Raw genomic sequence first — 26,839 nt, forward strand, 5'->3', positions numbered from 1 at the left:
CAGATGCACGTAACGAAAATTCCGAGCGAAACCCCCGCGATGCACTGCGCAAATGCAATAATGACGCTGAACAGCAGCAAAGGAGCAGCTCGTGTCTCGTCTATTTCCCGAAGACCCACTCGTACGCACACTCGTAGAGCAGGCCAAAACAGCCAGCCTCTCTCGGCGCGGCCTCTTGCGCAGCCTAGGCTTAGGCGGCGCGGCACTCGGTCTCGGCTCACTTGCCGGCTGCGCAACCAACAGCGGGCCTGGCGATGGATCCGCCGGCACAATTCGCTGGGCAAACTGGACCTACTACCTTGACTACGACGAAGAAACCGGCAGCTACCCCACACTCGACGCCTTCCAAGAATCAACAAACATTCGTGTCGAATACTTCGAAGACATCGACGACAACAAAGTCTTCATCGCCAAGATCAAAGACCAATTGAAGCTGGGCCAAGACACCGGCTACGACACTTTCTGCCTCACCGACTCATCGCTCGTACGGCTACTTGAGCAAGACCAACTCACCGCCTTCGACCGCGCGCAACTACCAAACGTTGCCGAGCAGATGATTCCAATGGTCCAGAAAGCATCGTTTGACCCCGACCGCGAGTGGTCGATCCCCTATCAGGCAGGCATGACCGGGCTCGTCTACAACTCAAAGCTCTACCCAAAGGGCGTGCGCCACGTCTCAGATCTTTGGGCGCCAGATCTCAAGGGCAAAGTGACGTTGCTCAGCGAGCAAGATGACACCGTGAGCCTAGTAATGCTTGAGCAGGGTGTCGACATTGAGGGCGACTGGGGTGATACAGAATTTTTCGCAGCGCTCGATGAGGTCGAAAAGCAGATCAAATCAGGTCAGGTCTTTAACGTGAAGGGCAACTCCTACACACAAGACCTGCAGACTGAGGCCGCTTGGGCAGGCATGGCCTGGTCGGGCGACGTCGCCATGCTGAACGATGAGGCCGGCGAGGAAATCTGGAAATTTGTCGTACCAGAAGAGGGCGCAACCCTCTTCATCGACTCGTTCTGCATGCCAACAAGCACCGCAGCATTCGACCAAGTACACAAGCTGATTGATTACTACTACGAACCAGAAATTGCCGCGCAGGTTGCCGCTTACGTGCAATATGTGACACCCGTGGCCGGTGCTCGTGAAGCGATGGATCAGATCGACCCAGAACTCGCCGCAAACACTCTGATCTTCCCCGACGAAGAAATGTCAGCCCGAGTGTTCGACATGCGTTCGCTCACCTCCGAGGAGGACAATCGCTACTCACAGGCCTACCAGAAAGTGCTTGGCAACTAAGCCCGCTGAAAACAAACATCGCGGTGGTGTTCGGAACAGTATCCGAACACCACCGCGATGTTGTATTGCGGCGACTACGCGTTACGCGCCAAGCAGCGCCTCAAGCGGTCCACGACCGAAGTAGATCACGAAGCCAGCAGCGACAACCCAAAGCAGCCAGTGAATCTCACGAGCCTTGCCCGAGAATGCACGAACGAGCACCCAAGCAATAAAGCCAGCGCCGATACCGTTTGCGATCGAGTAGGTGAATGGCATCACGGTGACGGTGAGGAACACCGGCAGCGCAACATCAAAGCGAGACATGTCGATGCCCTTGATCTGGGTCATCATCATCGCACCCACAACTACCAGCGCTGCAGCAGCAACCTCGGTCGGCACAATCTCGGCGACCGGGGTGAGGAACATAGCAAGCAGGAACAGCGCGCCAGTGACGAGGTTAGCGAAACCGGTGCGTGCACCCTCACCAATGCCCGAGCCCGACTCAATGAACACAGTGTTCGACGATGACGAAGTGAAACCACCGGCGACGGCGCCAAGGCCCTCAACCACAAGTGCCGACTTCACACGTGGGAAGTTGCCATCCTTGTCAGCGAGACCAGCTTCACGCGAGAGACCGGTGAAGGTACCCATTGCGTCAAAGAAGTTCATGAAGAGCAGGCTGAATACCAGCATCACAACGCTGATCATGCCGACCTTGCCGAAGTCGAAGCTCACAGCACCAACGAGACTGAAGTCTGGCATGCTCACTGGCGAACCGGTGAACGCAGGAATGGTGAGACCCCAACCGCCTGGGTTATCAACCTTTGAGCCGAGGTGCCAGATAGCTTCTGCGATCACAGCGAGCACGGTACCGGCAACAAGACCGATCAGCAGACCGCCACGAACCTTGCGCGCAACGAGCACACCGGTGATGATCAGGGTCACAATGAAGATAAGGGTTGGCACGGTTGCAACCGAACCAAAGACACCAAGACCAACAGGTGGGCTTTCGCTTGAGGTCACAAAGCCCGAGTTCACGAAGCCGATGAAGGCGATGAAGAGACCGATACCAACGGTGATCGCGATCTTCAGCTCCATTGGAACCGCAGCGAAGATCATGCGGCGCAGACCGGTAGCTGCCAGCAGCACGATCAGCACACCGTTGATCAGCACAAGCGCCATAGCCTCTGGCCAAGTCACGTGGCCGACAACTGTGAAGGCAAGGAAGGCGTTGATGCCGAGGCCAGCAGCAAACGCGAATGGCAGGCGGCTAATCAGACCAAAAAGAATGGTCATAACACCAGCGGTCAGCGCGGTGACGGCGCCTACCTGACCAAAGTCGAGGCTGTTGCCTGCAACGTCGGTGGTGGTGGTCAGAATGATCGGGTTCAGCACCACGATGTAAGCCATCGTGACGAAGGTCACAATGCCGCCGCGAACCTCTCGACCAAGAGTCGATCCACGTTCGGTAATTTCAAAGTAACGATCGATGGCGCTGCGCGGCTGCCCCGATCCTGAATTCGTCTCAGCCTGCTGCTGCGTTTCTGCCACCAACGTCTCCTTATAACTGTGGTGAGGGCGTTCAACATAAAAATCTATCACTCAGCAAGCTTTCAGGAAGCATAAAGCCCGCCCCCAGCGTTCTGGGGACGGGCTTTAGTACCTTATGCGGCGAAAACCGAGCCGTGCTCAGCCTGCCGCACGCAGCAGATTTCGAGCTAGCTCACACCGAGTAGATCGATGACGAAGATCAGGGTCTTGCCACCGAGCGGGTGCATGCCAGCTGGGCCGTAGGCCTGCGCGGGTGGCACGATCAGCTTGCGACGGCCGCCAACCTTCATACCAGGAATACCGGCCTGCCAACCCTGAATCAGTGAGCGCAGTGGGAAATTGATCGACTCACCGCGACCCCACGAGCTGTCAAACTCTTCGCCCGACTCAAAGTCGACACCGAGGTAGTGAACGTCAACAGTTGAGCTTGCCTGCGCTTCATCGCCGCTACCCTCAATCACATCAATGATCTGGAGCTCGGTTGGCGCTGGGCCCTCCGGGAACTCGATTTCTGGTTTCGTCAGCGGTGTTTCACTCATAACTACATTCTTGTCGTAATAACCAGAGCAAAACCGGTGAGTTCGCTAACAGAGTAGATTCACACACTTACCGCACAGACATTGATTTTGTGGGGAACCAATCACGTTTTTGCCATTTGGTAGTCACTTAGCGACGAGCAGGAGGGTCAAGTTCTCGGTAGCCTAGAGTTGTGAAGTTTGCACATATGACCAGGGCAGAGAGTCAGCACCCAGAGCTTGTGGCAGTTCGAGGTGACGTTGCGATCCCGCTCAATGGGTTTGGCGAGCACTTCTCGACGCTGCAGGAACTCATTGAAGCCGGACCCGACACGCTCACGCGAGTGCGCGCGTTTGTCGACGAGCAGCCAGACGAGGCCGGCCTTCAGCTCGCAGAGCTGAACTACAAGTCGGCGATCCTCGACCCCCCGATCGTACTCGCGGTCGGCCTGAACTATGACGAGCACGCGAGCGAGCTGAATCTTGACAACGATTCCGGCCCCGTACTTTTCTCGCTTTTCCCGAACTCCCTCAATGGCCACGGCGAAGAAGTTCCACTGCCGGTGCACCTGAGCGAAGAAGTTGACTACGAGGGTGAGCTTGGCGTGGTTATCGGCCGTGCAGCCAAAAACGTCACCCCGGAAGAAGCCCTTGACTACGTGTTTGGCTACACCGTGGTCAACGACATCACCGCGCGCAACATTCAGTTCGCCGAACCACAGTGGTCACGTTGCAAGTCATTTGACGGTTTCACTCCTGTTGGCCCTGTTGTGGTCACCGCTGATGAGATCCCGGATCCCCAGGCCCTCGGCCTGACCACCGATGTCGACGGGCTGCGCGTGCAGGACTCAACCACCGAATTCATGATTCGCACGGTAGCGCAGCTGATTTCGTCAATCTCACAGTCGCTGACGCTGCTGCCCGGCACACTCATCTCAACCGGTTCGCCCGGCGGTGCGGGCCGTTCACGCAAACCACCTCTGTACTTGCACCCAGCCACTGAGGTGACGGTCACAATCGAGGGCATCGGATCGATCACAAACATTTGCACCAAAGCAGACGAGGCCTAAGCCTCTCAGCTAGCGGGCAAAAAGAAGAGGGGCACCCAGCCGTTTGGCTGGGTGCCCCTCTTCTATTTGCGGCAAGTGACGGAGCTCAATGAGCTCCGTCACATTGGCAGATTAGTCGTCGCTCAGACCGGCAAGCTTTGCAGGCTGCAGAATGTCTGCAAGCTGCTCTTCGTCAAGCAGTCCAGCCGCGATTACGAGGTCAGAGACCTTCTCGTTCGTTGCAAGCGCTTCCTTGGCAAGCTTCGCAGCCGCCGCATAGCCGATCACTGGAGCGAGTGCGGTGATCACGGTCACCGAACGTGACACCATGTCGTCAAGGCGCTCTTCGTTTGCGGTGATGCCGTCAACGCAGTTAACTCGCAGAGTTGCACAGGCACGCTCAAGCCAGGTGATCGACTGGAACAGCGAGTGCGCAATGATCGGCTCGAAAGCGTTCAGCTGCAGCTGACCAGCTTCAACAGCCATCGAGACGGTAACGTCTGCACCGGCCACCGAGTAGGCAACCTGCGAAACAGCCTCAGGGATCACTGGGTTGACCTTGCCCGGCATAATCGACGAGCCTGCCTGACGTGCTGGCAGATTGATTTCGCCGAAACCAGCCTGTGGGCCCGAAGAAAGCAGGCGAAGGTCGTTCGAGATCTTCGAAAGCTTGAGCGCGCTGCGCTTGAGTGCACCAGAGAAGGTGATGAACACACCGGTGTCGCTAGTCGACTCAATCAGGTCGCCTGCGCTAACCAGGTTCAGGTCGGTGATCTCGCGAAGGTGGCGAACCACTGACTCACGGTAACCCTTAGGTGCGTTGATACCGGTGCCGATTGCGGTGGCACCCATGTTGACCTCACCGAGCAGGGCAACCGACTCGCGCAGACGGTCGATGTCCTCACGAAGGGTCACTGCGAATGCGTTGAACTCCTGGCCGAGGGTCATTGGAACGGCGTCCTGCAGCTGAGTGCGGCCAACCTTGATGATGTGCGAGAACTCGCGAGCCTTCGCCTCAAACGCATCTGCCAGCAGAGCCAGCTCTTCAAGCAAGCTCTGTACGCCGAAGGCGAGAGCAATCTTGATCGCGGTTGGGTAGGTGTCGTTGGTCGACTGGCTGTGGTTGGTGTGATCGTTCGGGTTGATGAACGAGTAGTCACCCTTCTGGTGACCCGCCAGCTCAAGCGCGCGGTTGGTGATGACCTCGTTCGCGTTCATGTTGGTCGAGGTGCCAGCACCGCCTTGCACAACGCCGACCACGAACTGGTCAAGCAGCATGCCGGTCTTGATCTCTTCGCAAGCGCGATCGATCAGAGTGGCGCGCTGCTCGTCGAGCGCACCAATCTCAAGGTTTGCGCGCGCTGCGGCCTGCTTTACGCAAGCGAATGCTCGTACGAAGTCTGGATAGACCGAGATTGGCCGGCGTGCAATAGGAAAGTTCTCGTGCGCCCTGGCGGTGTGCACCCCCCAGTAGGCAGCTGCCGGGATCTCGAGGCTACCGATTGAATCGGTCTCGGTGCGGGTCTGGGCGGACAGGAAATCACTCACTGTGTATCGGGCTCCGTGTTCGAAGATGAGCAGCGGATCCCCGCTGCGGTACCGCACACAAGCTTACCTCTCTTCGTCACCTTTTTTGGGCATGTTCGTGTCTTCGCCTGGGTCGCTCTCAGTCTCATCTCTCAGGATGCTGATTGGACCGGTGAGTCCCTCACTCAGCGCGCCGCTTTGCGGTGCAGAATTTGGCTCAGAAAGGATCACCGGGCCGCGCTTGAGCACCGACAACGGGGCGGTCAGCGTCTCAGCCTGCGGCTGTGGCGCAGCATCAACATCGGGGCGCCCGGCATGAGTGAAGGTGAGCTTGCCGCGGTCTCCAATATGCACTCGCAATTGCCGCTCTACGATCAACCAGCCAAGTCCGATCGCGAAGGCGATAAACCCAGAAAGCGCGGCAACGCCAAGGCCCCATCGCGCACCAAACGCGTCAGAGATAGCGCCGACGATTGGCGCACCGAGCGGAGTGCCGCCCATCAGAATTGCAAAGTACAGCGAAAGCACGCGACCGCGCACCATTGGGTCGGTAGTGGTTTGCACAAATGCATTCGCCGTTGAGAGGAGCGTTGCTGTACAGAAGCCAAGCAAAACCAGGGTGACAGCGAAGCTCCAGAACGTTGGCATGAGCGCACTAATGAGGCTGGCCATTCCAAACCCACCGGCAGCAATCACCACAGTTCTCAGGCGCGCAGCTGGGCGTTTTGCCACCAATAGCGCTCCGGTGAGTGAACCGATTGCGAGAATCGACGAAAGCACGCCGTACTCCCCCGCGCCTCGCCCGAACTCAACCGCCATGGTTGACGAGAAGACCGGGAAGTTCATGCCGAAGGCGCCGATCACAAACACAATCAAGAAGATCACGACGAGGTCGTGCCTGCGCACCACATACTTAAATCCGGCGACAAGCTGGTTGCCCTGCGATTCGCGGCCACTCACCTGCCTTGGTGCGCGCGGCACCTTAATCAGCATGAGTGCGATGAGCATGGCGATAAACGAGGCAGAGTTCAGAATGAAGACCCAGCCCGACCCCATGATGGCAATCAGTACACCGGCGACTGCTGGGCCGATCAGGCGAGCCGAGTTGAACGAAGCCGAGTTCAGGGCGACTGCGTTAGAGAGCTGCTCGTTGCCAACCAGGTCAGATACGAAAGCTTGTCGCGCCGGAGTGTCAAAAGCATTCACGATGCCAAGTGCCAGCGCAAAGGCGTAAAGGTGCCAGAGTTCAGCGACACCGGAGACCAGCAGCACACCGAGGCCGCAGGCCAGCAGCATGAGCAGAGATTGAGTGATCATCAACACTCGGCGACGATCAAAGCGGTCGGCTACCGCACCACTAAACGGCACCAACAAGAGTTGCGGGCCAAATTGCAAGGCCATGGTGACCCCAACCGCAATGGCATTGGTGTCACTCAGTTCGGTGAGGACCACCCAGTTTTGAGCGGTTGCCTGCATCCAGGCTCCAACGTTTGATACCAGCGCTCCGATAAACCAAATGCGGTAATTTTTTACACTCAGGGATCGGAACATCGATGACACGTTAGGGGCAGCCTCCTCGACTCAGTGTCTCTACCCTACGCCTATTGGCGAGCTGACGCTGGGTGATCCAACGCAAATTCGCCACCGGCACAACCGTAGCCGTCGCCAGTCCCCGCTACTTGCCGAGCCCGCAGCACCGTACGAGATGAGCTTAAAACTTGTCGCCCATGTCGAGCAGGCGCCGAATACGCTCTGGAATCGGCGGGTGGGTCGCGAATAGGCGCTGCATCATGCCGGGCTTGAGCGGATCAGCGATCCAGAGATGCGCCATGCTGCTCTGCTGCTTTTGCATTGGGCGGCCATACTCTTGCAATTTGTGTAGCGCACTCGCTAGCGCTTCAGGGTAGCGAGTGGTGAGCGCACCGGTTGCGTCGGCGAGATACTCACGCTGCCGAGATACGGCAAGTTGCACCAGTGAGGCAACGAGTGGCGCGACGAGCATTGCGACCAGTCCGAAGACGAGCACAACCGGGTTGTTATTGTTGCGGCCGAAAAAAGCCATGCGCACGAGCACATCGCTGAGCATGCCCACGGCGACTACCAATCCGTAGACGATCATCGACACACGAATGTCGTAGTTTCGCACGTGACCGAGTTCGTGCGCCATGACGCCCTCAAGTTCTGCGTCGGTCATGATGTCGAGCAGTCCGGTAGTTGCTGCGACCATTGCGTGTTCTGGGTCACGCCCCGTCGCGAAGGCATTGGGCGCTGGATCATTCACGATGTAGACCTCAGGCATTGGTGTGCCTGTGGTGAGCGCCAGGTTCTCGATGATTCGGTACAGCCTCGGGTTATCGCTCTCGCTGATGCGTTGAGCTCCGCTCATGGTGATGGCCTGCTTGCCAGCAGCAAAGTATTGGAACAGTGCATAGCCCCCGGCGAAAAGCACAACCCAAATCACAATGGCCCAGGAGTTGTAAATGTACGAGGCGAGCACACCAAGGCCAGCAATAATGCCGAGGAACAACAAGATGATCAGCGCACTGTTGATCTTGTTGCGCCGAATCGCGCGATACACGATGAAACCTGTCTTAAGAAGTCGGCGACAAGGCCGCCAGGGTTAGAACTGAATACGAGGTGGCTCTGAAATTGCCGCGAGGTTTTCTACCTCAAAGAACTCGCGAGCGCTGAAGCCAAACATCTTCGAGAAAATGTTGTTTGGGAAGATCTGCAGCTTTGTGTTGAACTCGCGAACGCCACCGTTATAGAAACGGCGTGATGCCTGGATCTTGTTTTCTGTGTCAACGAGCTCTGACTGGAGCTGCAAAAAGTTTTGGCTTGCCTGCAACTGCGGGTAGGCCTCGGCCACTGCAAAGATGCTCTTCAGGGCAGACTGCATGTGCCCCTCAGCGACCGCAGCTTCACCAGGCGATGAGGCCGAAATCGTTTCGGCGCGGGCCTGAGTGACCGAGTCGAAGACGCCCTTCTCGTGAGAGGCGTAACCCTTCACTGCTTCAACGATGTTCGGGATCAAATCGGCGCGGCGTTTCAACTGCACCGAGATGTCGCTCCATGCCTCGTCTACGCGCACACGCAGCGTCACGAGGGAGTTGTAAGTCGCCCACACATAGAGCGCGAGCACCACAACGATACCGAGAATAATGAGGGTGGTAACCAGGCCGGACATGCTCGAATTCTATCCATGCTGGTATCGAGAACGCTGAGAGTCAGGGTGACTCAAAGACAAGCAATTGCCTGGCCAGCACAGCAATGCTTGTGCTCTGGGAGCGGGTCGTAAGTTTTCTCTCAGTTATTTGCTAATAACTGAGAGAAAACTGGCCAGCTATTTGCCGAGCACCCGTTCAAGGTAGGGGTTTGCGAAGACCCGATCGGGGTCAAGCCGGTCGCGGATCGCGAGAAATTCATCGAATTTGGGGTAGGTCTCACGGAGCGAATCGGCGTCTCTGGTATGCATCTTGCCCCAGTGTGGGCGACCGTCATGAGCTTTCAACACAGCTTCTGCCTCACGGAAGTAGTCGTGGTCAGAGTCACGCCAGTAGCGGTGCACGGCAATGTAACCACTCTCTCGGCCGTGCGCTGTCGACAAGAGCAGATTGTCTGCGGCCGCTGTACGCACCTCTACCGGAAACGAAATCCGGTATTTCTTTCGCTCAATCAATTCACGCAACTCTCGAATCGCGGTTGGTACCGCTTCAAACGGCAGCGCATACTCCATCTCGCGAAAACGGACTCGACGCCTGGTGATAAACACTCGATGTGATTCGTCACAGTAATCCCGACTGCTCGAAATTGTCTCGATTGCGCGGTTAATCTTTGGTGTCGTGCTCGGCGCTAGACGTTCAAAGCCGACCACGGCACCGAGCATGACGTTATTGACGACTTCTTCATCTACAAAACGAGAAACCGTGCCGAGTGGGCGTGCTCCCGCATCAATCGGCAGACGAGTGTTTGTTTTTGTTCGTGTGCTTTCGGTGTGCGGGAACCAGTAGAACTCGAAGTGGTCGGCGCCCCGATTCAGTTCCTCGAATTGATCAAGCACTCGTTCAAGCGGAGCTGGCGCTTCGACCGCGTTCAGCAAAAACCTCGGCACGCACTGAATGGTGACCGTAACCAGCACTCCGAGCGCGCCAAGCCCCAATGCCACAGCGGGCAAAAGTTCGACGTTATGTTCATCGTCAATTTCAATCAGTTCACCGCTGCCGGTAATCAGCGATGCCCCAACAACCTGGGTCGAGAGCCCACCGAGCGCAAGGCCAGTGCCGTGCGTGCCGGTTGAAATAGCGCCAGAGATTGTCTGCCTATCAATGTCGCCCATGTTGGCAAGGGCAAGTCCGAGTGGCTGCAGAATCGAAGGTAGTTCCCAGAGGTGGGTGCCGGCCCATAGTTTTACTCGCCCGCGTTCCAGGTCAACATCGACCAGACCGCGCATGCTCTCCATACTTACACGAATGCCATCAGTTGCGCCGATTGCGGTGAAGCTGTGCGAGGCCCCAATTGCTTTGACTGTGTGACCGGTTTCGCGCGCACGCTCGACGGCGAGGGTGATCTGTTCGATGCTGCGAGGAGCCACCTCGACAGCTGGTTTCGAACGTTCGGTGCGAGCCCAGTTGCGCCAGGTTGCGGTCATAGGAAACATTTCCCTTCGCCTCGATAGGTCGGCATTGCTTCGAGCGCGCTGGATCGCCCATCGCCGTCGCCCAGCACCCGTAATGGCACAACCTCGTTTGTGTGTTCCATCGGTTCACCAGACTTTGTGTGGCGCAGCCAGACCCGACTGCCAACACTGAGTTGGCGTGCAGCTTTGCCGATCAATGGCGATTGCACCTCACCGGCGCCCTCGCGTGGCGCATACGAGAGACCGGCGGGGTAAACAACCTGCGGCAGGCGGTCTGCGCCAGCTACGCCCGATGCGATCCAGCCGCCGCCGAGCATGGTGGCGGTGTCGCGGTTTGGTCTGCGCACGACGTCGAGCGCGAACGCGACCGCGGGAGCCGGGGTGAATGAGCGGTAGTTGTCAAAGAGGTGTGGGCCGAAGAGCCCGCTGCCCACCGCAACTTCGGTAATTGCTTCTTCTGCCACGGTGCCCTCGATTGATCCGGTGCCACCACCATTCACAAACTCAAGTGGCTTCAGCGCTTGCACCGAGCCAATGGCTTCAGCGCGCCGCTCGGTCAATTCGGCGGCACTCTTGCGCTGAATCGTACGCATCAGCGCCCCCTTTGCTGGGTTGCCGATGGGCTGGTCACCGACGCCCGCTATCTGGGCTTCGTACGACATGATGCCAACGAGCTCAAACCCTGGCCGTTGCAGCACACGCTCAGCGAGGCGACGCAATTGGGCTGGCTCGTGCACTGGCGACCGTAGCGCCCCGATGCTACCGAGCAGAGGGGTGTTCCAGGAAGCGTCGAAGTCGAGGCAGACACGAATTGTCGCTCGCTCGCTCGCTTTCGTGATGCTATCGATGAGGTCAAGCTGGTCAACGCTGTCGATCATCACTGCAATTCGGCTGGCCGCGCGCTCGTCTGCGGCAAGCGCAGCGTAAGCAGCACGATCGGCACTCGGGTACGCGACCACGATGTCGTCGATGCTTTCACTCAGCCAAAGCGCTTCAGCAAGTGTGTAGGCCAGCACTCCCTGGTAGCCGGGCAACGCGAGCACCGCATCAAGCACACCGCGCACTCGAATCGACTTTGAAGCGACTCGCACCGGTTTTCCCTTGGCCCGCCGCAACACATCATGCGCGTTGTGCGCGAGCGCTTCAACTCCGAGCGCAACCACCGGCGCACTGAACTCTGCTGTTGCTTCGCTCAGCCGCGGCCAGTACTCATTCGGACGCAGCCAGGGCCGGGATTGCGCGGAGTTCAACAGCTCCGTTGCCGCGAGGTCAAGGGTCATATTCGCAGTCTAGACGGCAGCACTGACTTTCTCAGTTTTGCTGTGCAAAGTCACCGAGATTTTTGTGCGCCCTGTTCAGTAGCCCAAACCTGGTACCGTTGCGGCATGAGCGATAGCGAACTTGCGATCCTGTTTTGGGCAATCTTTGCTGTCTGCGGTGTAGTTGTCGCGTGGGCCGTTTGGAAGAAGCGCAAGGACCGTCGCTAACTTCGTTTTTGGTATTACGCGCGGGATCAGTCGGCCATCTACACTCGCCGGTAATCGCGGCTAGGCCCTGCGATACTCGGCTCGAATCGGGCAATCGAATGGATCGCGCGAGGCAAGCCCAACTCGGTTCAAGTACTCGATCACAATGGCGTACGAGCGCAGCAACGAGGTCTCGGTGTATGGCACACCGAGCGACTCGCAATACTCTTTGACGATCACGCGAGTTTTTGCGAGGTAGGGGCGCGCCATACTCGGGAATAGGTGGTGTTCTACCTGGTAGTTCAAACCACCCATCATGATGGTTGCCCACCAGCCACCGCGAATGTTGCGTGAAGTACGCACCTGCTTGCTGAAGAAGTCGAGCTTTGCGTCGTGTGCGATCACCGGCATTCCCTTGTGGTTCGGGGCGAACGAGGCTCCCATGTACACACCGAACACCGCGAATTGCACACCCAAAAACGCAAACGCCATGCCCAACGGGAGCATCATGAAGACTGGCACGAGCAATACAACAAAGCGGGCGGCGATAATGGCGAGTTCGATCCAACGCCCCCGAATTGTTTCGCGACGGAAGAGATACCGGAAGCTATGCAGGTGCAGGTTTAGGCCCTCGAGCGTGAGTAGCGGAAAAAACAACCAGCCCTGCCGCTTGGTGATGAATCGGCGCAGGCCGCGAGCTTCGACCGCGTCCTCTTCGAGGAATGAAATCGTATCAACCTCAATATCGGGGTCTTTGCCGACACGGTTGGGATTCGCGTGGTGGCGTGAATGTTTTGAATCCCACCAGGAGTAACTCATGCCGATGAGCCCGGCAAGGACGCGCGCTAGGCGATCGTTCGCGGGCCCCGTAGCAAGAATCTGTCGATGCGCAGCTTCGTGAGCGAGAAACGCTGTCTGGGTGAAGATAAGGCCGAGCGCTCCAGCGATGAGTAGCTGAAACCAACTATTGCCGAGAAGTATGAAGCCGGTGACTGCGCCGCCAAATGCAAGTAGCACGAGGGCACCGGTGAGTGTGTAGAACCAGGTTGCGCGACGCATGAGACCCGCTTCGCGCACGACCTCTGAGACGTTCGAATACGAACGCGCAATTGGCGGAAAATCGGTAGCCCTGGCTCGGGTGGGAAGAACCGGTCCAAGACCGCTCAGCGTATGCGTGATTGCCACGTTGCGCACCTGTTTCTTTTGTGAAGCCACAGGCAGATGCCAATCGCTACTCGAAACTTATCGAAGTTCACATACCGAAATTTGCATGCAGTCTTTTTTTCGAGTTCAAAACCCGAAGCTTTACTTTTGACACACTTGACCGTAATGATTGTGAGTATGACAACGTTGACATCCCCAATAAAGAAGACCAGCACCCTGCGCAAGAGCGGTGCAGCTGGACTCGCTGCCGGCCTACTACTCACCGTTGGTGGAGCAAACATGGCAGTCGCAGCCCCCGGCGACAACGTTGATTTTGGCAACCAGGCCGATCTCAAAGTCTGCATCGTCGACGAGCTCGGCTTTGCCCCCGGCAGCGAGGTCACCGAGGCAGACATGGCGGGGCTCGAAGCACTTGACTGCAGCGGCGGCTCAATTACAGACATTTCAGTGCTCACGCTTGCACCAGCTCTGAACTACCTGGAACTCAGCAACGTTGGTCTTGCAGATATCACACCCCTCGCTGGGCTCACCGATCTGATTCAGCTTTTCCTGAGCGGTAACAACATTTCAGACCTGACTCCACTATCAAGTCTCACCTCGATGATCGAGCTCGATCTGCGAGAAAATCAGATCCTTGATATCTCGCCACTGCTACCGCTCACCGAGCTAGACGGCCTTTCTCTCACGGATCAAGAAATTACGGGCTACCTTGCAGAACCAGGGGTCACCTACCCATCACCAGTCATTGGGCTCGACGGCGAACGCCTGCCGCTAGTTGTCACCGAAGGTGACGGTACAGTCGCTGGCACCAACATCACCTGGAACACTGAAGGCCTGGGCGAAGTGTCTTGGCACGGCCCGTACACCGTGGGCAACACCACCACTCAATTCCAAGGATTCTTGGAGTACACCGTGCGTGAGCATCACGAGATTGAACTCTCAGGCACCCCCACCGAGGGCACCGTTGGCAAACCATACAACTACGCACTCACCCTCGTCGGCACCCCAAGCGAACCAACCGTGTCAGTGACCAGTGGCGCACTACCAGCAGGACTCGCCCTCTCCCCCGAGGGCATCATCTCGGGCACCCCGACCACAGCAGGCACCTTCACCTTCACAATCACCGCAAGCAACGGAGTCGCCGACGACGTGCTGAAAGAATTCACCATCGCAGTGAAGGACGCAGCCGTCACCCCACCAAGCGACAACAAAGAAAAGCTTGCAAACACCGGCGCCGGATCACCACTCTGGACAATCGGTGCAGCAACACTCGCACTACTCGCTGGAACAGCCGCCGCCCTCGCAGCCCGCCGCAAGAACAGCTGATCCACTCCCACTAAAAAACTCGAAGGCCGCCACACCCTGGCGGCCTTCATGCTTTTCTGAACACATAAATGTCAGTGGCCGCACGTATCTTTCATACAGAGGATCAAAGGGGAAGGTTCTGACAGATGCACGATTCAGCCGAGCGCGACCGAATGCCATACATTCAAGTTGACGCGGACACGTGGGTCGTTATGCGCGAAGACAAATACCGCCCCCGCGCCGTAATCAAACGAGTCACCGCCTATGACGGCGTCGAACAGTACTTCCTGCTCACCTGGCAGATGGATCCGACACAGCGAAAACTGGTGCGTATCCACGAGTCGCTTGAAGCAGCAAATCAGTCAGTGAAGTGGCGAGAACAATCAAACAAGATTCCGGGCAGGCCAGAACCTCACAATCAGCGGGCTGCGAGCTAAGAATGGCCGCAGACGTCTAGGTGCGCGAACGGCTCAGCCAGGTGTCTGCGACTCGGTAACAGGCGCCGACCGCAAGCAGCAGAAGCATAATTCCGAGCCCATTCAGCGCTGCCCGAGCAAATCCGAGCACCTCAACATTCACAAATGGATACGGGTAAAACCCGGTAACCATACCCTGCACAATGGTGAGCAACACAAAAGCAAGCGGCCAGAGCATTGCAAAAAATAGTGCCCGCCAAGTGACCAAACCGCGCGGACCAAAAAGCAGCCAGCCAAGAATCGCAAGCGCTGGCACAACGTAGTGCAGACCAATGTTCGAAGCCGCAGCAACTCCTGTGAAGTTTGCAAGATCCGAAAGCAATAGTTGGTACACGACAAGAGTGACCGTGATGCCAAACAATCCCGCGATACGCAGCACCCGAAAACCGGCACCGTCACGATCGGGCTTCACTGACAACATGATCGTGGCAACTGCAACCAAAAGGTTCGACTGAATCGTGAAGTAGCTAAAGAACTCGAACAAGCGCTGCCCAAGCGGTGCACTCGACTCACCAAAACCGATATTGATATTTCCGACAACCAGCGACAGCTGCGCTCCGATAGAGAGCATCGCGAGCAAAGCTGTAAGCAGATGCCAGATCCGGGCAACACTGCGGTTGGGAACAAAACCGATCACGTTGTCAGCTTAGTAAGTGCGCTGGATCCCGCGCACCCCAAGAGCAACACATTTTGATCCCGCTTGAAAAGTGATCCAGTTGAACCGGCAACACAAAAAGCTGTGCCCTCGTCCATTTCAGCGGACGAGGGCACAGCGACGGTTAACAGAAAACTAGTTCGCTCTCTTCTGTCTACGTCCAACGAACGCCATCGTGCCGCCAGCAACAGCCGCGGCCGAGGCAAACCCAAGCAGCAGGGAATACTCGCCGGAGCCCGTGTTGGCGAGAGGTTCCCGTTCGGCTGGTCGAGTAGTGCCTGGTTCCGGCTTAGGTTCTGGCTTCAGTTCTGGTTTCGTTTCAGGCACCGGTTCAATACTGACAGTGCACCCGGGGAACGCCGAAGAGTGGGGCTGGTCTGGCTCCCACACTCCATCAAGCGCGGAAATCTTTGAACTCGTGAAATCAATGCTCATACCATCAAACAACGACACTTCGCCATCGACATCATCTGGCACCGTGACAGTAAACTCAAGCACACCAGCGGCGTCATCAAAACCAAGCCCAGCAAACGGGTAATCGCTCGGGAGAACCATGACGCCATTCTCGTCAGAGCGGGCATCCATATCCTGGGCCCAAACAATCTCGTCGCCGTTCAAGCTAACGCTCTCCCACGGGGCCGGGCTCAACCGGTTATATGCCTCGATTTGGGCACCAGTGAAATCCTCATTCGGGCCCGTCTGTACTGACTGAGAAATAGCAATGTGAGAAACAGTGAGCGCCGGGTTCAGCTTGACCACATTGTGGCTCATCCGAAGATCCACCGGCGTCAACGGAAGAGGAATATAGCTATCGCTATGAGACGACTCAGAAGCGAGGTTCTTGAAGTCAGCAATAGTTACGGAGTAAGTGCGTTCTGCAATCTCCTGGACCGCCACGTTATAGGTATCACCCTGATGCCATACAGAGCAGGCTTCAACAGGCTCAGCGGCAACTGCCGCGGTTGACACAAATGCCGTTCCAGCGAGGGCCAAAAGCGAACCAGTGGCGATGATGGTGGCAGATTTCTTCAACATTAACTTTCCTAGAGGCGCAGCTGACCGGCGCTTCGAGACAAGATAGCTGCGCAATTCAACGGCGCACGGCATTCAACAACCTATCCCAGTTCGTGAAGGCCGAAGGGCTACCTTTTGGGCTACTAAATACGCCTGCTACGGTCCGAGCTGAGACTGCCTCGCCCACGACAGCACGCAGTCGCGGCAGATACGGCGCACAGTTGCGCTAAATTACCCAGAAATGGGCAACACCCCCTGAAAAGCGATCCCGAGACGGGATCGCGGGGACGTGAAAACACACAGAAATGGGCGGCACCCCCTGAAAAGCGATCCCGAGACGGGATCGCGGGGACGTGAAAACGCCCAGAAATGGGCGGCACCCCCTGAAAAGCGATCCCGAGACGGGATCGCGGGGACGTGAAAACGCCCAGAAATGGGCGGCATCCCCTGCGAAACGATCCCGAGACGGGATCGCGGGGACGTGAAAACGCCCAGAAATGGGCGTTTTCTATACGTCCCCCTACTGGGATTCGAACCCAGACTGTACCGATTTTAAGTCGGTTGCCTCTGCCGGTTGGGCTATAGGGGGACAAAGGCGTTCAAAGCGAAGCATAGCTCCGCGCGCCCTCTTCCCGAGCGCGCCTCACGCTCGGACAACAATCAGCTTACGGCACAGACCGAGCTATAAAGAATGCGGTAAATTAGTGAGCCCCGAGCGGGGCAGCGCTCGGGGCTCACAGTCTTAGTCAGCGTTCAGGGGTTCGCCCTATGCGCTCAGTCGCGCACGGAGTTCGCTGAGCTCGGTCTGCAGCGCGGCTGGCACTCGGTCACCGAACTGCGCGAAGAACTCTTCGGTCAGATCGCACTCAGCCAGCCACGAAGCTGGATCGATAGCGAATAGCTCATCAAGCTCAGACTCGACCGACTCGATGCCACTCAGGTTCAGCTCGCCGGCGGCTGGCAGGGTGCCGATCGCAGTGCGACGACCCTCATGCTCGCCCTCAACGCTGCGGATGACCCAGTCAATCACACGTGAGTTGTCGCCGAATCCTGGCCACAGGAAGCGACCATCAGCGCCCTTACGGAACCAGTTGACCTGGAAGATCTTTGGCGCCTTGTCACCGAGCTTCTCGCCGACCTCGAGCCAGTGGCCCCAGTAGTCAGCCATGTTGTACCCACAGAACGGCAGCATTGCGAAGGGATCGCGACGCAGTTCGCCGACGGTGCCCTCCTGTGCGGCGGTCTTCTCAGATGAGATCGTTGCACCCACAAACACACCGTGCTGCCACGAGAGCGACTGTGCAACGAGTGGAATGTTGGTCGCGCGGCGTCCGCCGAAGAGGATCGCATCAAGTGGCACACCATCCTGCTCAAACCAGTCGTCAGCGAGGGTTGGTGTCTGCTGAATCGGCGCGGTGAAGCGCGAGTTCGGGTGCGCAGCTGGACGACCTGATTCGGGAGTCCATGACTCCCCCAGCCAATCGGTGAGGTGAGCTGGGACCTCATCGGTCTTGCCCTCCCACCAAACATCGCCGTCGTCGGTCAGCGCAACGTTGGTGTAGATGGTGTTGCCCCACAGGGTCTCCATCGCAACCGGGTTGGTTGACTCGCCGGTTCCCGGTGCGACACCGAAGAAGCCCGCTTCTGGGTTGATGGCGTAGAGGCGTCCGTCACGGCCAGGGCGCAGCCAAGCGATGTCGTCACCAATGGTCTCTACCTTCCAACCAGAAATGGTTGGCTGCAGCATTGCGAGGTTGGTCTTTCCGCAGGCTGATGGGAAGGCAGCCGAGAGGTGGTAAGCCTTTCCGGTCTCGGTGTTGGTGAGCTTCAGCAGCAGCATGTGCTCTGCGAGCCAGCCTTCGCTACGGCCCATCACTGAGGCGATTCGAAGTGCGAAGCACTTCTTCGAGAGCAAGGCGTTTCCGCCGTAGCCCGACCCGTATGACCAAACTTCAAGAGTCTCTGGGAAGTGCGTGATGTACTTCGTGTCGTTGCATGGCCAAGCGACATCTTCAGCACCCTCAAGCAGTGGCGCGCCAACCGAGTGCACGGTGCGCACCCATTCGCTGCCTGGCGTGATGCCGTCGAGCGCTGCCTGACCCATGCGGGTCATGATGCGCATGTTCAGCACTGCGTATGGCGAATCTGTGAGCTCGATACCAAGCTGACTGATGGCGCCGCCGACTGGGCCCATCGAGAATGGCACCACGTACATCGTGCGGCCGGTCATGCTGCCGTCGAACAGTGGCATGAGTTCAGCCTTCATGTCGGCTGGGGCCCGCCAGTTATTGGTTGGGCCGGCATCTGCTTCGTTCTCGCTGCAGATGAAGGTGCGATCCTCGACACGTGCAACGTCAGCAGGATGCGAGCGAGCCAGGTAGCTGCCTGGTCGGAGATCTTTGTTGAGTGGGATCAACGAGCCCGTTTCAACCATCTCTGCGGTGATTTGGTTCCATTCATCTTGCGAACCATCGCACCACACCACAGCCGAAGGTTTTGTCAGTTCGGCTACCTCGGTAACCCACTGCAGAACCTCAGGGTTCGTTGTTGTTGCGCCTTCGCGCACCATATCCGCAATTGTTGCCGGAGTTTCAAGAGTCGATGCACTGCCCATGCCGTCGCCGCTCCTTTGGTAAAAACTGGATTACTTCTATTCTGGGCGAACAGCAGGTGTCCAAACCGTGAATTCACACTGTAAAGAATTCGGATTCTTGCCGTATAGTCAAGATATGAGCCCTGATTCGCGTCAATTCACCTCAGAAGATTCTCTCCACAAGATGTTGCTGGGAAAACGCATCCGTCATTTTAGGGTGCGCGCTGGCCTCACCCTTGATGCCTTGGGTGAGCGAGTTGGCGTTGTCGGCAGCCAGCTCTCCCTCATAGAAAACGGCAAGCGAGAACCGCGTTTGTCGTTGCTGCAAGCGATTGCTCGGCAGCTCGATGTCGATCCAGCGATCTTGCTACTTCAAGAGGCGCCCGACGCTCGAACCGCGCTTGAGCTAGAACTTGAGCGAGCGCAAATGGCCCCGAATTACCAGCAGCTCAAGCTGCCACACGTTCGCACCCCGCGCAGTTTGAGTGATGAGGCTCTTGAGTCACTTGTCGGGCTGCACCGGGAGTTGGCCCGGCGCTCACGCGCTGCTGCTGCTACTCCGGAAGAAGCACGCCGAGCAAACACCGAGATTCGACTGAAGATGCGCGCCCAGGGCAACTATCTGCAAGACATCGAGCGGATCGCAGAAGATCTTATGCTCAGTGTCGGGCACGTCACTACGAGCGCGGTCACCCACCGCGATGTTGCAGTGCTCGCCGAACGACTCGGTTTCACACTGATCTTTGTGAACGACCTGCCACCAAATACCCGAAGCGTGACCGACATTGAAAACGGTCGCATCTATCTGCCACCCGCTTCGATTCCCGGCGGGCACGGGCTTCGTTCGCTGGCATTACAGGCGATGGCTCACCGCGTGCTTGGCCATGAGCGGCCTGTAAGTTACGCAGATTTCCTAGAGCAACGCCTACAGATCAACTATTTTGCAGCAGCCTGCTTGTTGCCCGAGTCACGTGCGGTTGAGTTTTTGAGTCAGGCTAAAAAAGAACGAAATCTTGCAATCGAGGATCTGCGAGACGCGTTCGGCGTGACCCATGAGGCAGCCGCTCACCGCTTCACAAACCTCGCGACAAGGCACCTCGATCTCAATGTGCATCACTACCGTCTAGATGCGGCAGGCGTGGTGGTGCGCGGCTATGAAAACGACGGGCTACCGTTGCCAACAGACGAAACCGATGGCATCGAAGGGCAAGTTATTTGCCGCAAGTGGGCCGGCCGCACTGCTTTTGACCAGACCAACCGCACGAGCGAGTTTTACCAATACACCGACACACCCGAGGGTACTTTTTGGTCAAGCGCACAGATCGGTGACATCGCCGAGGGCGCCTTCTCCATCACCTGTGGTGTTCCGTTTGATGATGCGAAGTGGTTCCGCGGTCGCGACGCAACGGCGCGCACACACTCAACCTGCCCCGACCCCAGCTGCTGCAAAGCACCAGACGGCGACCTACTTGAGCGTTGGCAAGGCAAAGCTTGGGCGAGCGCACGTATGCACGCACACGTGCTCGCACCGCTACCAACAGGCACATTCCCGGGGGTTGAAGACGCCGAGATGTATCGATTCCTCTCGATGCACGCACCGGCAGAAGAAGCCTAAACCTCACATTAGGCAGCTAATACGCTCGCAAAAACGCCGAATGCGGCCGAAATACCTCAGTATTTTCGGCCGCATTCGGCGTTTGATACCCGGCCATTTCGTCAAGCCCGATGAGCAGTTGACGAAACAAACCGAGACGAAAGCTAGTTTGCGGTGATTCGCTCGAGGATCAGTGGACCACCGGTGTCAGCTACACCGTCGGCCTCAATCGTCCAGGCGCCCTCAACAGCTTCGAGCGCACGATCAAAACGGGCAGCATCATCAGCAGAAAGAGTAAAGAGCGGATCGCCCGCCTGAACCGTATCGCCAGGCTTTGCGTGCAAGTCGATACCAGCGGCAAACACAATCTTGTCCTCCGCGCGAGCGCGTCCCGCTCCGAGACGCCAAGCGCCAATACCAAACGGCAGTGCTTCCATACGGGTGACAACGCCCGAGCTCGCAGCAACAACCGTGTGCGTTTCACGAGCTACCGGCAGCGCGGCATCGGGGTCACCGTCTTGCGCCTGAATCATCTTGCGCCATGAATCCATGGCTTTGCCGTTGTCGAGCGCAGCCTCAACGTCGGCATCGGGCTGCCCTGCGAGCGCAAGCATTTCACGAGCAAGCTCGACAGTCAGTTCACGCACGTCAGCTGGTCCACCGCCAGCAAGAATCTCAACAGACTCACGAACCTCATTTGCGTTGCCAATGGCAAAGCCGAGTGGCACATTCATGTTGGTGAGCAACGCGGTCGTCGCAACACCAGAGTCATTGCCGAGCGCAACCATGGTGCGGGCAAGCTCGCGTGCGTCTTCAACATCACGCATGAACGCGCCTGAACCGAACTTCACGTCAAGCACCAGCGCATCGGTGCCTTCTGCGATCTTCTTCGACATAATGCTCGAAGCAATCAGCGGGATCGTGTCAACTGTGCCGGTGACATCGCGCAGCGCATAAAGCTTCTTGTCGGCCGGCGCCAGCCCGGTGCCAGCAGCACAAATAACCGCACCAACTTCTCCAGCGAGCTGCGCCATGATCTCTTCATTGGAGAGTGCAGCACGCCAACCGGGAATCGCCTCAAGCTTGTCGAGGGTGCCGCCAGTGTGCCCAAGACCACGGCCCGAAAGCTGCGGCACAGCAACACCAAATGCTGCGACAAGCGGCGCGAGCGGCAGTGTGATCTTGTCGCCAACGCCACCGGTGGAGTGCTTGTCGACAGTGGGCTTGCCGAGCGAGGCGAACGACATCCGCTCGCCCGAGGCGATCATGGCGTCGGTCATCACACGGATCTCGTCGCGCTGCATGCCACGCTGAAAAATCGCCATCGCGAACGAGGCCATTTGCGCGTCGCTCACATAACCACGGGTGTAGGCGTCGATCATCCAGCGCAGAGCTGGCTCTGGCACTGTGCCACCGTCACGCTTCGCTCGAATTACATCAACTGCATCAAATGGTTCTACGCTCATCGTTCGTCCTTTCGGGGGGAGGCAACTGCCTCAAGGTCTCGGGGTCCGAATGCGTCAGGCAACACCTGATCGATTGTGCGCAATCCAGAAACGGTATCGAGGATCATGCCCTCTGCCGAGTGTTCGTAAAGCAATTGGCGGCACCGGCCACACGGCATAATCGTCTCGGCGTCTTTGTTCACGCAGACGAAGGCGACAAGTTTGCCACCGCCACCCATGTGCAGATCACCGACCATTGCGCACTCGGCACAGAGGGTGACTCCGTATGATGCGTTCTCAATGTTGCAGCCGCTTACAATTCTGCCGTCATCAGTCAGTGCCGCAGCCCCGACCGGGTAGTTCGAGTACGGCACGTAGGCGTGATCGAGCGCGGCAATCGCAGCCTGCCTGATCGCCACCCAATCGATCAGTTGGTCCGACACGGGTTCCTCCGTCTATGACTTCTTATATGGTTTGCCAGCTGCGGCAGGTCCGCGTGAACGACCCACCAGACCTGCTACAGCAAAGATTGTCACCAGGTATGGCAGCATCAGCATGAACTGGCTTGGCACCGGTGAACCAATCACCGAGAGCACACCCTGCAGGTTTGTTGCGAAACCGAAAAGCAGCGCAGCAAGTGTCGCCTTAATCGGATCCCACTTACCGAAGATCACCGCAGCGAGGGCGATAAAGCCTGCACCAGCGGTCATCTCACGGTTGAACGATGGCACCGAGGCGAGCGTGAAGAACGCGCCACCCATACCCGCAATTGCGCCGGCAAGCATCAGGTTCAGGTAGCGGGTACGAGCCACCTTGATACCGACGGTGTCGGCAGCCTGAGGGTGCTCGCCAACCGCGCGCAGACGAAGACCCCAGCGAGTGCGGTACATCGCAAACCACACGCCAAACACGATGATGTACATCAGGTAGACGATCACAGTCTGTCTGAAGAAGACCGGACCGATCACCGGAATCTCACTCAAGCCTGGAATCGCAAAAGCTTTGAACGGCTCGGGCGAGTTCAGCGCAGCAGAGTTTGGAGCGAGCACTTTGCTGAAGAGGAAGGTGGTCACACCAACGACCAGCACGTTCAGCACCACACCGACGATGACCTGGTCTACGAAGTAGGTGATCGCAAATACTCCGAGTACCAGCGAGACAAGCATGCCCGCGACCATTGCCGCGACAAGACCAGCCCAGGCGCTATTGGTAATCGAAGCAACCACTGCGGCGCTAAACGCACCGGCGAGCAGCTGCGCTTCAATCGCGATATTCACGACGCCAACACGCTCACCAATAACGCCGCCAAGGGCGCCGTACACCAGTGGAGTTGCGAGCGCGAGAGCGCCTCCGAGCAGACCAATCATTGGGATGGTGCCGCCCGCGGCAGCCCACGACAAGAAGCCAACAAGAAGTGCAACCACGTAAACGATGGTGAGCCAAAGTGGTGAGCCCTTGCCAGACTTTGCGAGCAGAGCAGAGAACGCGGCGCAAAGCAGGAGCACAATGGCAGCACCCCATGCAGTTGCCGTAGCAGGCACCACAAGATTGGGAAGCGCGAAAAGCTCATGGCCTGCAGCTAGCCGGAAGGTAGTAACACCCTCACGCGGGCCAAGTAATGGCAGCAGCGTGAAAAGCACCGCGAAAATACCGAAGATAATCGGCGCTTTCCAAGAGGTGACCGTGACACGTCGGAGGTCTTCACTCACTGGTCCCTCTGAGGGAACAATTGCGGTCGCGCTCATGCCGACACCTCCTTCTTCTGGCGGCGAAGCTTTCGCGCTTTGCGCTCTGGGTCAGGCAATCCGAACATGGCACGAACCAGCGGTGGTGCTGCGATAAAGAGCACAATCAGCGACTGCACCACAAGCACAATCTCAACCGGCACACCCTGCGAAGCCTGCATTGCGAAACCGCCGGCCTTGAACGCGCCGAAGAGCACTCCGGCCGCCAGAATTCCAAGCGGCGATGAACGGCCAAGTAGCGCAACAGTAATGGCGTCGAAGCCGATACCGGCATCAATATCGCCGCCGAAGCCCGAAGGCACCGTACCCTGCACCTGGCTCACCCCGGCGATACCCACCAGGGCACCGGCGATCAGCATGGCGAAGAAGTATGTCTGCCCAACGTTGATACCGGCCACCTTCGCGGCGTTCGGGTTCAACCCCACCGCGCGGAAACGGAAGCCGAGGCTCGAACGCTCAAGCAGCCACCAGGTAAACGCGACCGCGATCAAAGCCAGCAGCAGGCCCATGTGCAATTTGAACTGCGGTCCGAGCAGCGGCGGCAGCACGGCTGACTCTGCCATCGGCGCGGTTTTTGGGTTCTTTGAGCCGGGCGCCTGCAGCACGCCCTGGGTGGCAAGCATCCAGGCCAGCAGGTACGCGGCAATGTGGTTCAGCATGATCGTCACGATCACTTCGTGAGCTCCGGTGCGCGCCTTCAAGAAGCCAGCAATACCGGCCCAGACCGCCGCCGCAGCCATACCGGCGATAATGCCAACGATCATGTGCAGTGGCCACGGCATCGTCATGGTTGTGCCGACCCAGCCTGCAGCGGCTGCAGCCATCAGAATCTGGCCCTGGCCGCCGATGTTAAACATGCCGGCGCGGAAGGCAAGACCAACACCAAGACCAGCAGCGATCAGCGGAGTCGCAAACTTCAGGGTCTCGGTGAGTGGGCGGATACCCTTCACGAAGCTGTCAGCATCGAAGTTGTAGATCGCGCCCTTGAACAGTGCCACGTATGCGCCAGATACCGACTGCCAGATGGCCGCAAAAGTGTCGCCTGGTCGCGAGAAGAAGTAGCCAGCCGATTCCTGCACATCGGTGTCGGTGAAGGCGATCATGATCGAGCCAACAACGATTGCTACGAACACTGCGAGCAGCGAGATAATCGCGTTGCCCGTGGTGATCTTGGTGAAAGCTTCGCGCCACTTCGACACCTCAGGGGTCTCGTCGGGTGCCAAGCTGGGTTTTGTCGCCAGGGTGCCACTCATGCCTGCGCTCCATCGTTCTCAGCGGTTTCATGTGGGTGCATGCCCGCCATCATCAGGCCGAGCTGCTCCCTTGAAGTGTTTCCGGGTACCACCCCAACGACGCGCCCGCGGTACATCACCATGATGCGATCGGCGAGTGCGGTTACTTCGTCAAGTTCGGTAGAGATCACGATCACGGGAACACCCGAGTCGCGGGTCTCAATAATGCGATTGTGAATGAACTCGATCGATCCAACGTCGACACCGCGGGTTGGCTGTGCCGCCACAAATAGGTTGAGGTCGCGGCTCAACTCGCGTGCGATCACCACCTTCTGCTGGTTGCCGCCGGAAAGGCTGCCAGCTGCCTGGCTTGGCCCCTGGGTTCGAATATCAAATTCTTCGATCTTGCTCTTGGCGAATTCGTTGAGCAGACCACGTTGCACCGTGGCTGTCTTTACGAATGGTGCACCGTGTGAGCGGTCGAGCATCATGTTCTCTGCGACACTGAAGTCTTTAACGAGGCCGTCTACGCTGCGATCCTCAGGCACAAAGCCAACGCCCTCATCAAGGATGTTTCGCACCGAACGACCAATGAGTTCGTTCTGGTTCAGCTTGATGGATCCCTTTGCGCTCGCCTGCAGACCTACGATGGCCTCGGTGAGTTCGGTCTGGCCGTTTCCTTGCACGCCAGCGATGGCAAGCACCTCGCCCTTGCGGACCTCGAAGCTGACGTCGTCGACCAGCACCAGGCCTGAGGGGTCAGTCACGGTCAGGCTTTCTACCGAGAGGGCAACGTCGCCAAGCTTCGGCGCATCCTTCTGCACGGTAAGTTCGACCGCGCGGCCAACCATGAGCGATGCGAGCTCTTCGTTGCTTGCACTTGGTTGTGCCTCGCCAACCACTTTGCCAAGGCGAATCACGGTAATTCGATCGGCTACCTCACGCACCTCACGCAGCTTGTGCGTAATAAACACGATCGAGGTTCCCTCGTCCCGGAGCTGACGCATGGTGTTCATCAGCTCATCGGTTTCCTGCGGGGTGAGTACAGCAGTCGGTTCGTCAAACACGAGCACCTTTGCATCGCGTGAGAGCGCCTTAATAATCTCAACCTGCTGCTGCACACCAACGGGCAGGTCTTCAATGATCGCGTCGGGATCAACTTTGAACCCAAACCGATCTGAAATCTCGCGCACGCGCTTGCGTGCCGCTGTGAGGTCGAGCACACCGCCTGCTTTTGTGCTCTCGTTGCCGAGCATGACGTTCTCGGCAACGGTGAACACGGGGATCAGCATGAAGTGCTGGTGCACCATGCCGATACCGGCCGCCATCGCGTCGCCTGGACCCTCGAAGTGTTGCACTTCGTCGTCAAGCAAAATCTCGCCCTCGTCGGCGCGATACAGGCCGTAGAGAACGTTCATAAGGGTGGATTTTCCGGCACCGTTCTCGCCGAGAAGGCAGTGCACTTCACCCGGCTCTACGGTGAGGTCAATGTGATCATTTGCGGTGAACTCACCGAATCGCTTCGTGATGCCTCGAAGTTCAAGCTTCATGTGCTCGATCCTAGTAGTCAGATTGCGGATAACGCAGTGAAGAAAACGC

General features: G+C 57.8%; 22 protein-coding genes and 1 tRNA gene. 5 read left to right on the forward strand and 18 right to left on the reverse strand.

Translation table 11 applies throughout. The features are described 5' to 3' along the window. Nucleotides 1-91 precede the first annotated feature (91 nt). On the forward strand, nucleotides 92-1,294 hold the full coding sequence (locus tag QBL02_RS06965; RefSeq protein WP_282725664.1) for a spermidine/putrescine ABC transporter substrate-binding protein: 1,203 nt from the start codon (nucleotides 92-94) through the stop codon (nucleotides 1,292-1,294). Nucleotides 1,295-1,375: 81 nt separating this feature from the next. Here the strand turns inward: QBL02_RS06965 and QBL02_RS06970 are convergent, their stop codons facing one another. Both QBL02_RS06970 and QBL02_RS06975 read right to left on the reverse strand, forming a co-directional pair. Beyond that, on the reverse strand, nucleotides 1,376-2,824 hold the full coding sequence (locus QBL02_RS06970; protein ID WP_282725665.1) for an NCS2 family permease: 1,449 nt from the start codon (nucleotides 2,822-2,824) through the stop codon (nucleotides 1,376-1,378). A 167-nt stretch (nucleotides 2,825-2,991) separates the two neighbouring features. Continuing rightward, nucleotides 2,992-3,363, reverse strand: a complete 372-nt coding sequence (locus tag QBL02_RS06975) for an FKBP-type peptidyl-prolyl cis-trans isomerase (protein ID WP_282725666.1) — start codon at nucleotides 3,361-3,363, stop codon at nucleotides 2,992-2,994. A 170-nt stretch (nucleotides 3,364-3,533) separates the two neighbouring features. Between QBL02_RS06975 and QBL02_RS06980 the strand changes: the two genes are divergently transcribed. Then, on the forward strand, nucleotides 3,534-4,409 hold the full coding sequence (locus tag QBL02_RS06980; protein ID WP_282725667.1) for a fumarylacetoacetate hydrolase family protein: 876 nt from the start codon (nucleotides 3,534-3,536) through the stop codon (nucleotides 4,407-4,409). A gap of 111 nt (nucleotides 4,410-4,520) precedes the next feature. Here the strand turns inward: QBL02_RS06980 and QBL02_RS06985 are convergent, their stop codons facing one another. The 7 genes from QBL02_RS06985 to QBL02_RS07015 form a co-directional block, all read right to left on the reverse strand. Then, entirely contained in the window at nucleotides 4,521-5,936 is a 1,416-nt protein-coding gene (locus QBL02_RS06985) for an aspartate ammonia-lyase (protein ID WP_282725668.1), read from the reverse strand. 63 nt (nucleotides 5,937-5,999) lie between these two features. Continuing rightward, nucleotides 6,000-7,466 (reverse strand): MFS transporter, encoded by a 1,467-nt coding sequence (locus QBL02_RS06990; protein ID WP_282725669.1) that lies wholly within the window; start codon nucleotides 7,464-7,466, stop codon nucleotides 6,000-6,002. A 160-nt stretch (nucleotides 7,467-7,626) separates the two neighbouring features. Next, nucleotides 7,627-8,493 carry a M48 family metalloprotease gene (locus QBL02_RS06995; protein WP_282725670.1) on the reverse strand — a complete coding sequence of 289 codons (867 nt, stop codon included), beginning with the start codon at nucleotides 8,491-8,493 and terminating at the stop codon, nucleotides 7,627-7,629. A 42-nt stretch (nucleotides 8,494-8,535) separates the two neighbouring features. Beyond that, the gene (locus QBL02_RS07000; RefSeq protein ID WP_282725671.1) at nucleotides 8,536-9,102 is read right to left on the reverse strand and encodes a LemA family protein; all 567 of its coding nucleotides are present in this window, start codon (nucleotides 9,100-9,102) and stop codon (nucleotides 8,536-8,538) included. Between the two features lie 156 nt (nucleotides 9,103-9,258). Then, nucleotides 9,259-10,563 (reverse strand): D-arabinono-1,4-lactone oxidase, encoded by a 1,305-nt coding sequence (locus QBL02_RS07005; protein ID WP_282725672.1) that lies wholly within the window; start codon nucleotides 10,561-10,563, stop codon nucleotides 9,259-9,261. Then, a complete protein-coding gene (locus QBL02_RS07010; RefSeq protein WP_282725673.1) occupies nucleotides 10,560-11,831 on the reverse strand; it encodes an alanine racemase in 1,272 nt (423 codons plus the stop codon). Before QBL02_RS07010 ends, QBL02_RS07005 begins: the two co-directional genes overlap by 4 nt. 267 nt (nucleotides 11,832-12,098) lie before the next feature. Then, nucleotides 12,099-13,196 (reverse strand): acyl-CoA desaturase, encoded by a 1,098-nt coding sequence (locus QBL02_RS07015; RefSeq protein WP_282725751.1) that lies wholly within the window; start codon nucleotides 13,194-13,196, stop codon nucleotides 12,099-12,101. A gap of 171 nt (nucleotides 13,197-13,367) precedes the next feature. On the opposite strand from QBL02_RS07015, the gene QBL02_RS07020 reads away from it, so the two are divergent. Then, complete coding sequence (locus QBL02_RS07020) at nucleotides 13,368-14,507, forward strand: leucine-rich repeat domain-containing protein (protein WP_282725674.1); 1,140 nt, start codon at nucleotides 13,368-13,370, stop codon at nucleotides 14,505-14,507. 125 nt (nucleotides 14,508-14,632) lie between these two features. Continuing rightward, nucleotides 14,633-14,923 carry a hypothetical protein gene (locus tag QBL02_RS07025; protein WP_282725675.1) on the forward strand — a complete coding sequence of 97 codons (291 nt, stop codon included), beginning with the start codon at nucleotides 14,633-14,635 and terminating at the stop codon, nucleotides 14,921-14,923. 16 nt (nucleotides 14,924-14,939) lie between these two features. Here QBL02_RS07025 and QBL02_RS07030 read toward each other — a convergent pair whose 3' ends face one another. From QBL02_RS07030 to QBL02_RS07045, 4 genes are all read right to left on the reverse strand, one after another. After that, nucleotides 14,940-15,599, reverse strand: a complete 660-nt coding sequence (locus QBL02_RS07030) for a Pr6Pr family membrane protein (RefSeq protein WP_282725676.1) — start codon at nucleotides 15,597-15,599, stop codon at nucleotides 14,940-14,942. Nucleotides 15,600-15,752: 153 nt separating this feature from the next. Beyond that, nucleotides 15,753-16,652 carry a hypothetical protein gene (locus tag QBL02_RS07035; RefSeq protein WP_282725677.1) on the reverse strand — a complete coding sequence of 300 codons (900 nt, stop codon included), beginning with the start codon at nucleotides 16,650-16,652 and terminating at the stop codon, nucleotides 15,753-15,755. Between the two features lie 494 nt (nucleotides 16,653-17,146). After that, nucleotides 17,147-17,220 (reverse strand) — tRNA-Leu (locus tag QBL02_RS07040). A 177-nt stretch (nucleotides 17,221-17,397) separates the two neighbouring features. Further along, nucleotides 17,398-19,200, reverse strand: coding sequence for a phosphoenolpyruvate carboxykinase (GTP) (locus tag QBL02_RS07045; protein WP_282725752.1), 1,803 nt, complete (start codon nucleotides 19,198-19,200; stop codon nucleotides 17,398-17,400). Between the two features lie 160 nt (nucleotides 19,201-19,360). On the opposite strand from QBL02_RS07045, the gene QBL02_RS07050 reads away from it, so the two are divergent. Then, nucleotides 19,361-20,839 (forward strand): helix-turn-helix transcriptional regulator, encoded by a 1,479-nt coding sequence (locus tag QBL02_RS07050; protein ID WP_282725678.1) that lies wholly within the window; start codon nucleotides 19,361-19,363, stop codon nucleotides 20,837-20,839. Nucleotides 20,840-20,982: 143 nt separating this feature from the next. Here QBL02_RS07050 and QBL02_RS07055 read toward each other — a convergent pair whose 3' ends face one another. The 5 genes from QBL02_RS07055 to QBL02_RS07075 are packed head-to-tail and all read right to left on the reverse strand — an operon-like array spanning nucleotide 20,983 to nucleotide 26,790. Then, entirely contained in the window at nucleotides 20,983-22,284 is a 1,302-nt protein-coding gene (locus QBL02_RS07055) for a thymidine phosphorylase (RefSeq protein ID WP_282725679.1), read from the reverse strand. Further along, entirely contained in the window at nucleotides 22,281-22,706 is a 426-nt protein-coding gene (locus QBL02_RS07060) for a cytidine deaminase (RefSeq protein WP_282725680.1), read from the reverse strand. Before QBL02_RS07060 ends, QBL02_RS07055 begins: the two co-directional genes overlap by 4 nt. A gap of 12 nt (nucleotides 22,707-22,718) precedes the next feature. Next, nucleotides 22,719-24,008: an ABC transporter permease gene (locus QBL02_RS07065; protein WP_282725681.1), complete on the reverse strand. Its 1,290-nt coding sequence runs from the start codon at nucleotides 24,006-24,008 to the stop codon at nucleotides 22,719-22,721. Next, complete coding sequence (locus QBL02_RS07070) at nucleotides 24,005-25,261, reverse strand: ABC transporter permease (protein ID WP_282725682.1); 1,257 nt, start codon at nucleotides 25,259-25,261, stop codon at nucleotides 24,005-24,007. Before QBL02_RS07070 ends, QBL02_RS07065 begins: the two co-directional genes overlap by 4 nt. Beyond that, nucleotides 25,258-26,790, reverse strand: coding sequence for an ABC transporter ATP-binding protein (locus QBL02_RS07075; protein ID WP_282725683.1), 1,533 nt, complete (start codon nucleotides 26,788-26,790; stop codon nucleotides 25,258-25,260). The genes QBL02_RS07070 and QBL02_RS07075 overlap by 4 nt, the downstream gene beginning before the upstream one ends. Between the last annotated feature and the right edge of the window lie 49 nt (nucleotides 26,791-26,839).

The organism is Leucobacter sp. UT-8R-CII-1-4 (genome assembly GCF_030010235.1).
GTDB lineage: Bacteria > Actinomycetota > Actinomycetes > Actinomycetales > Microbacteriaceae > Leucobacter.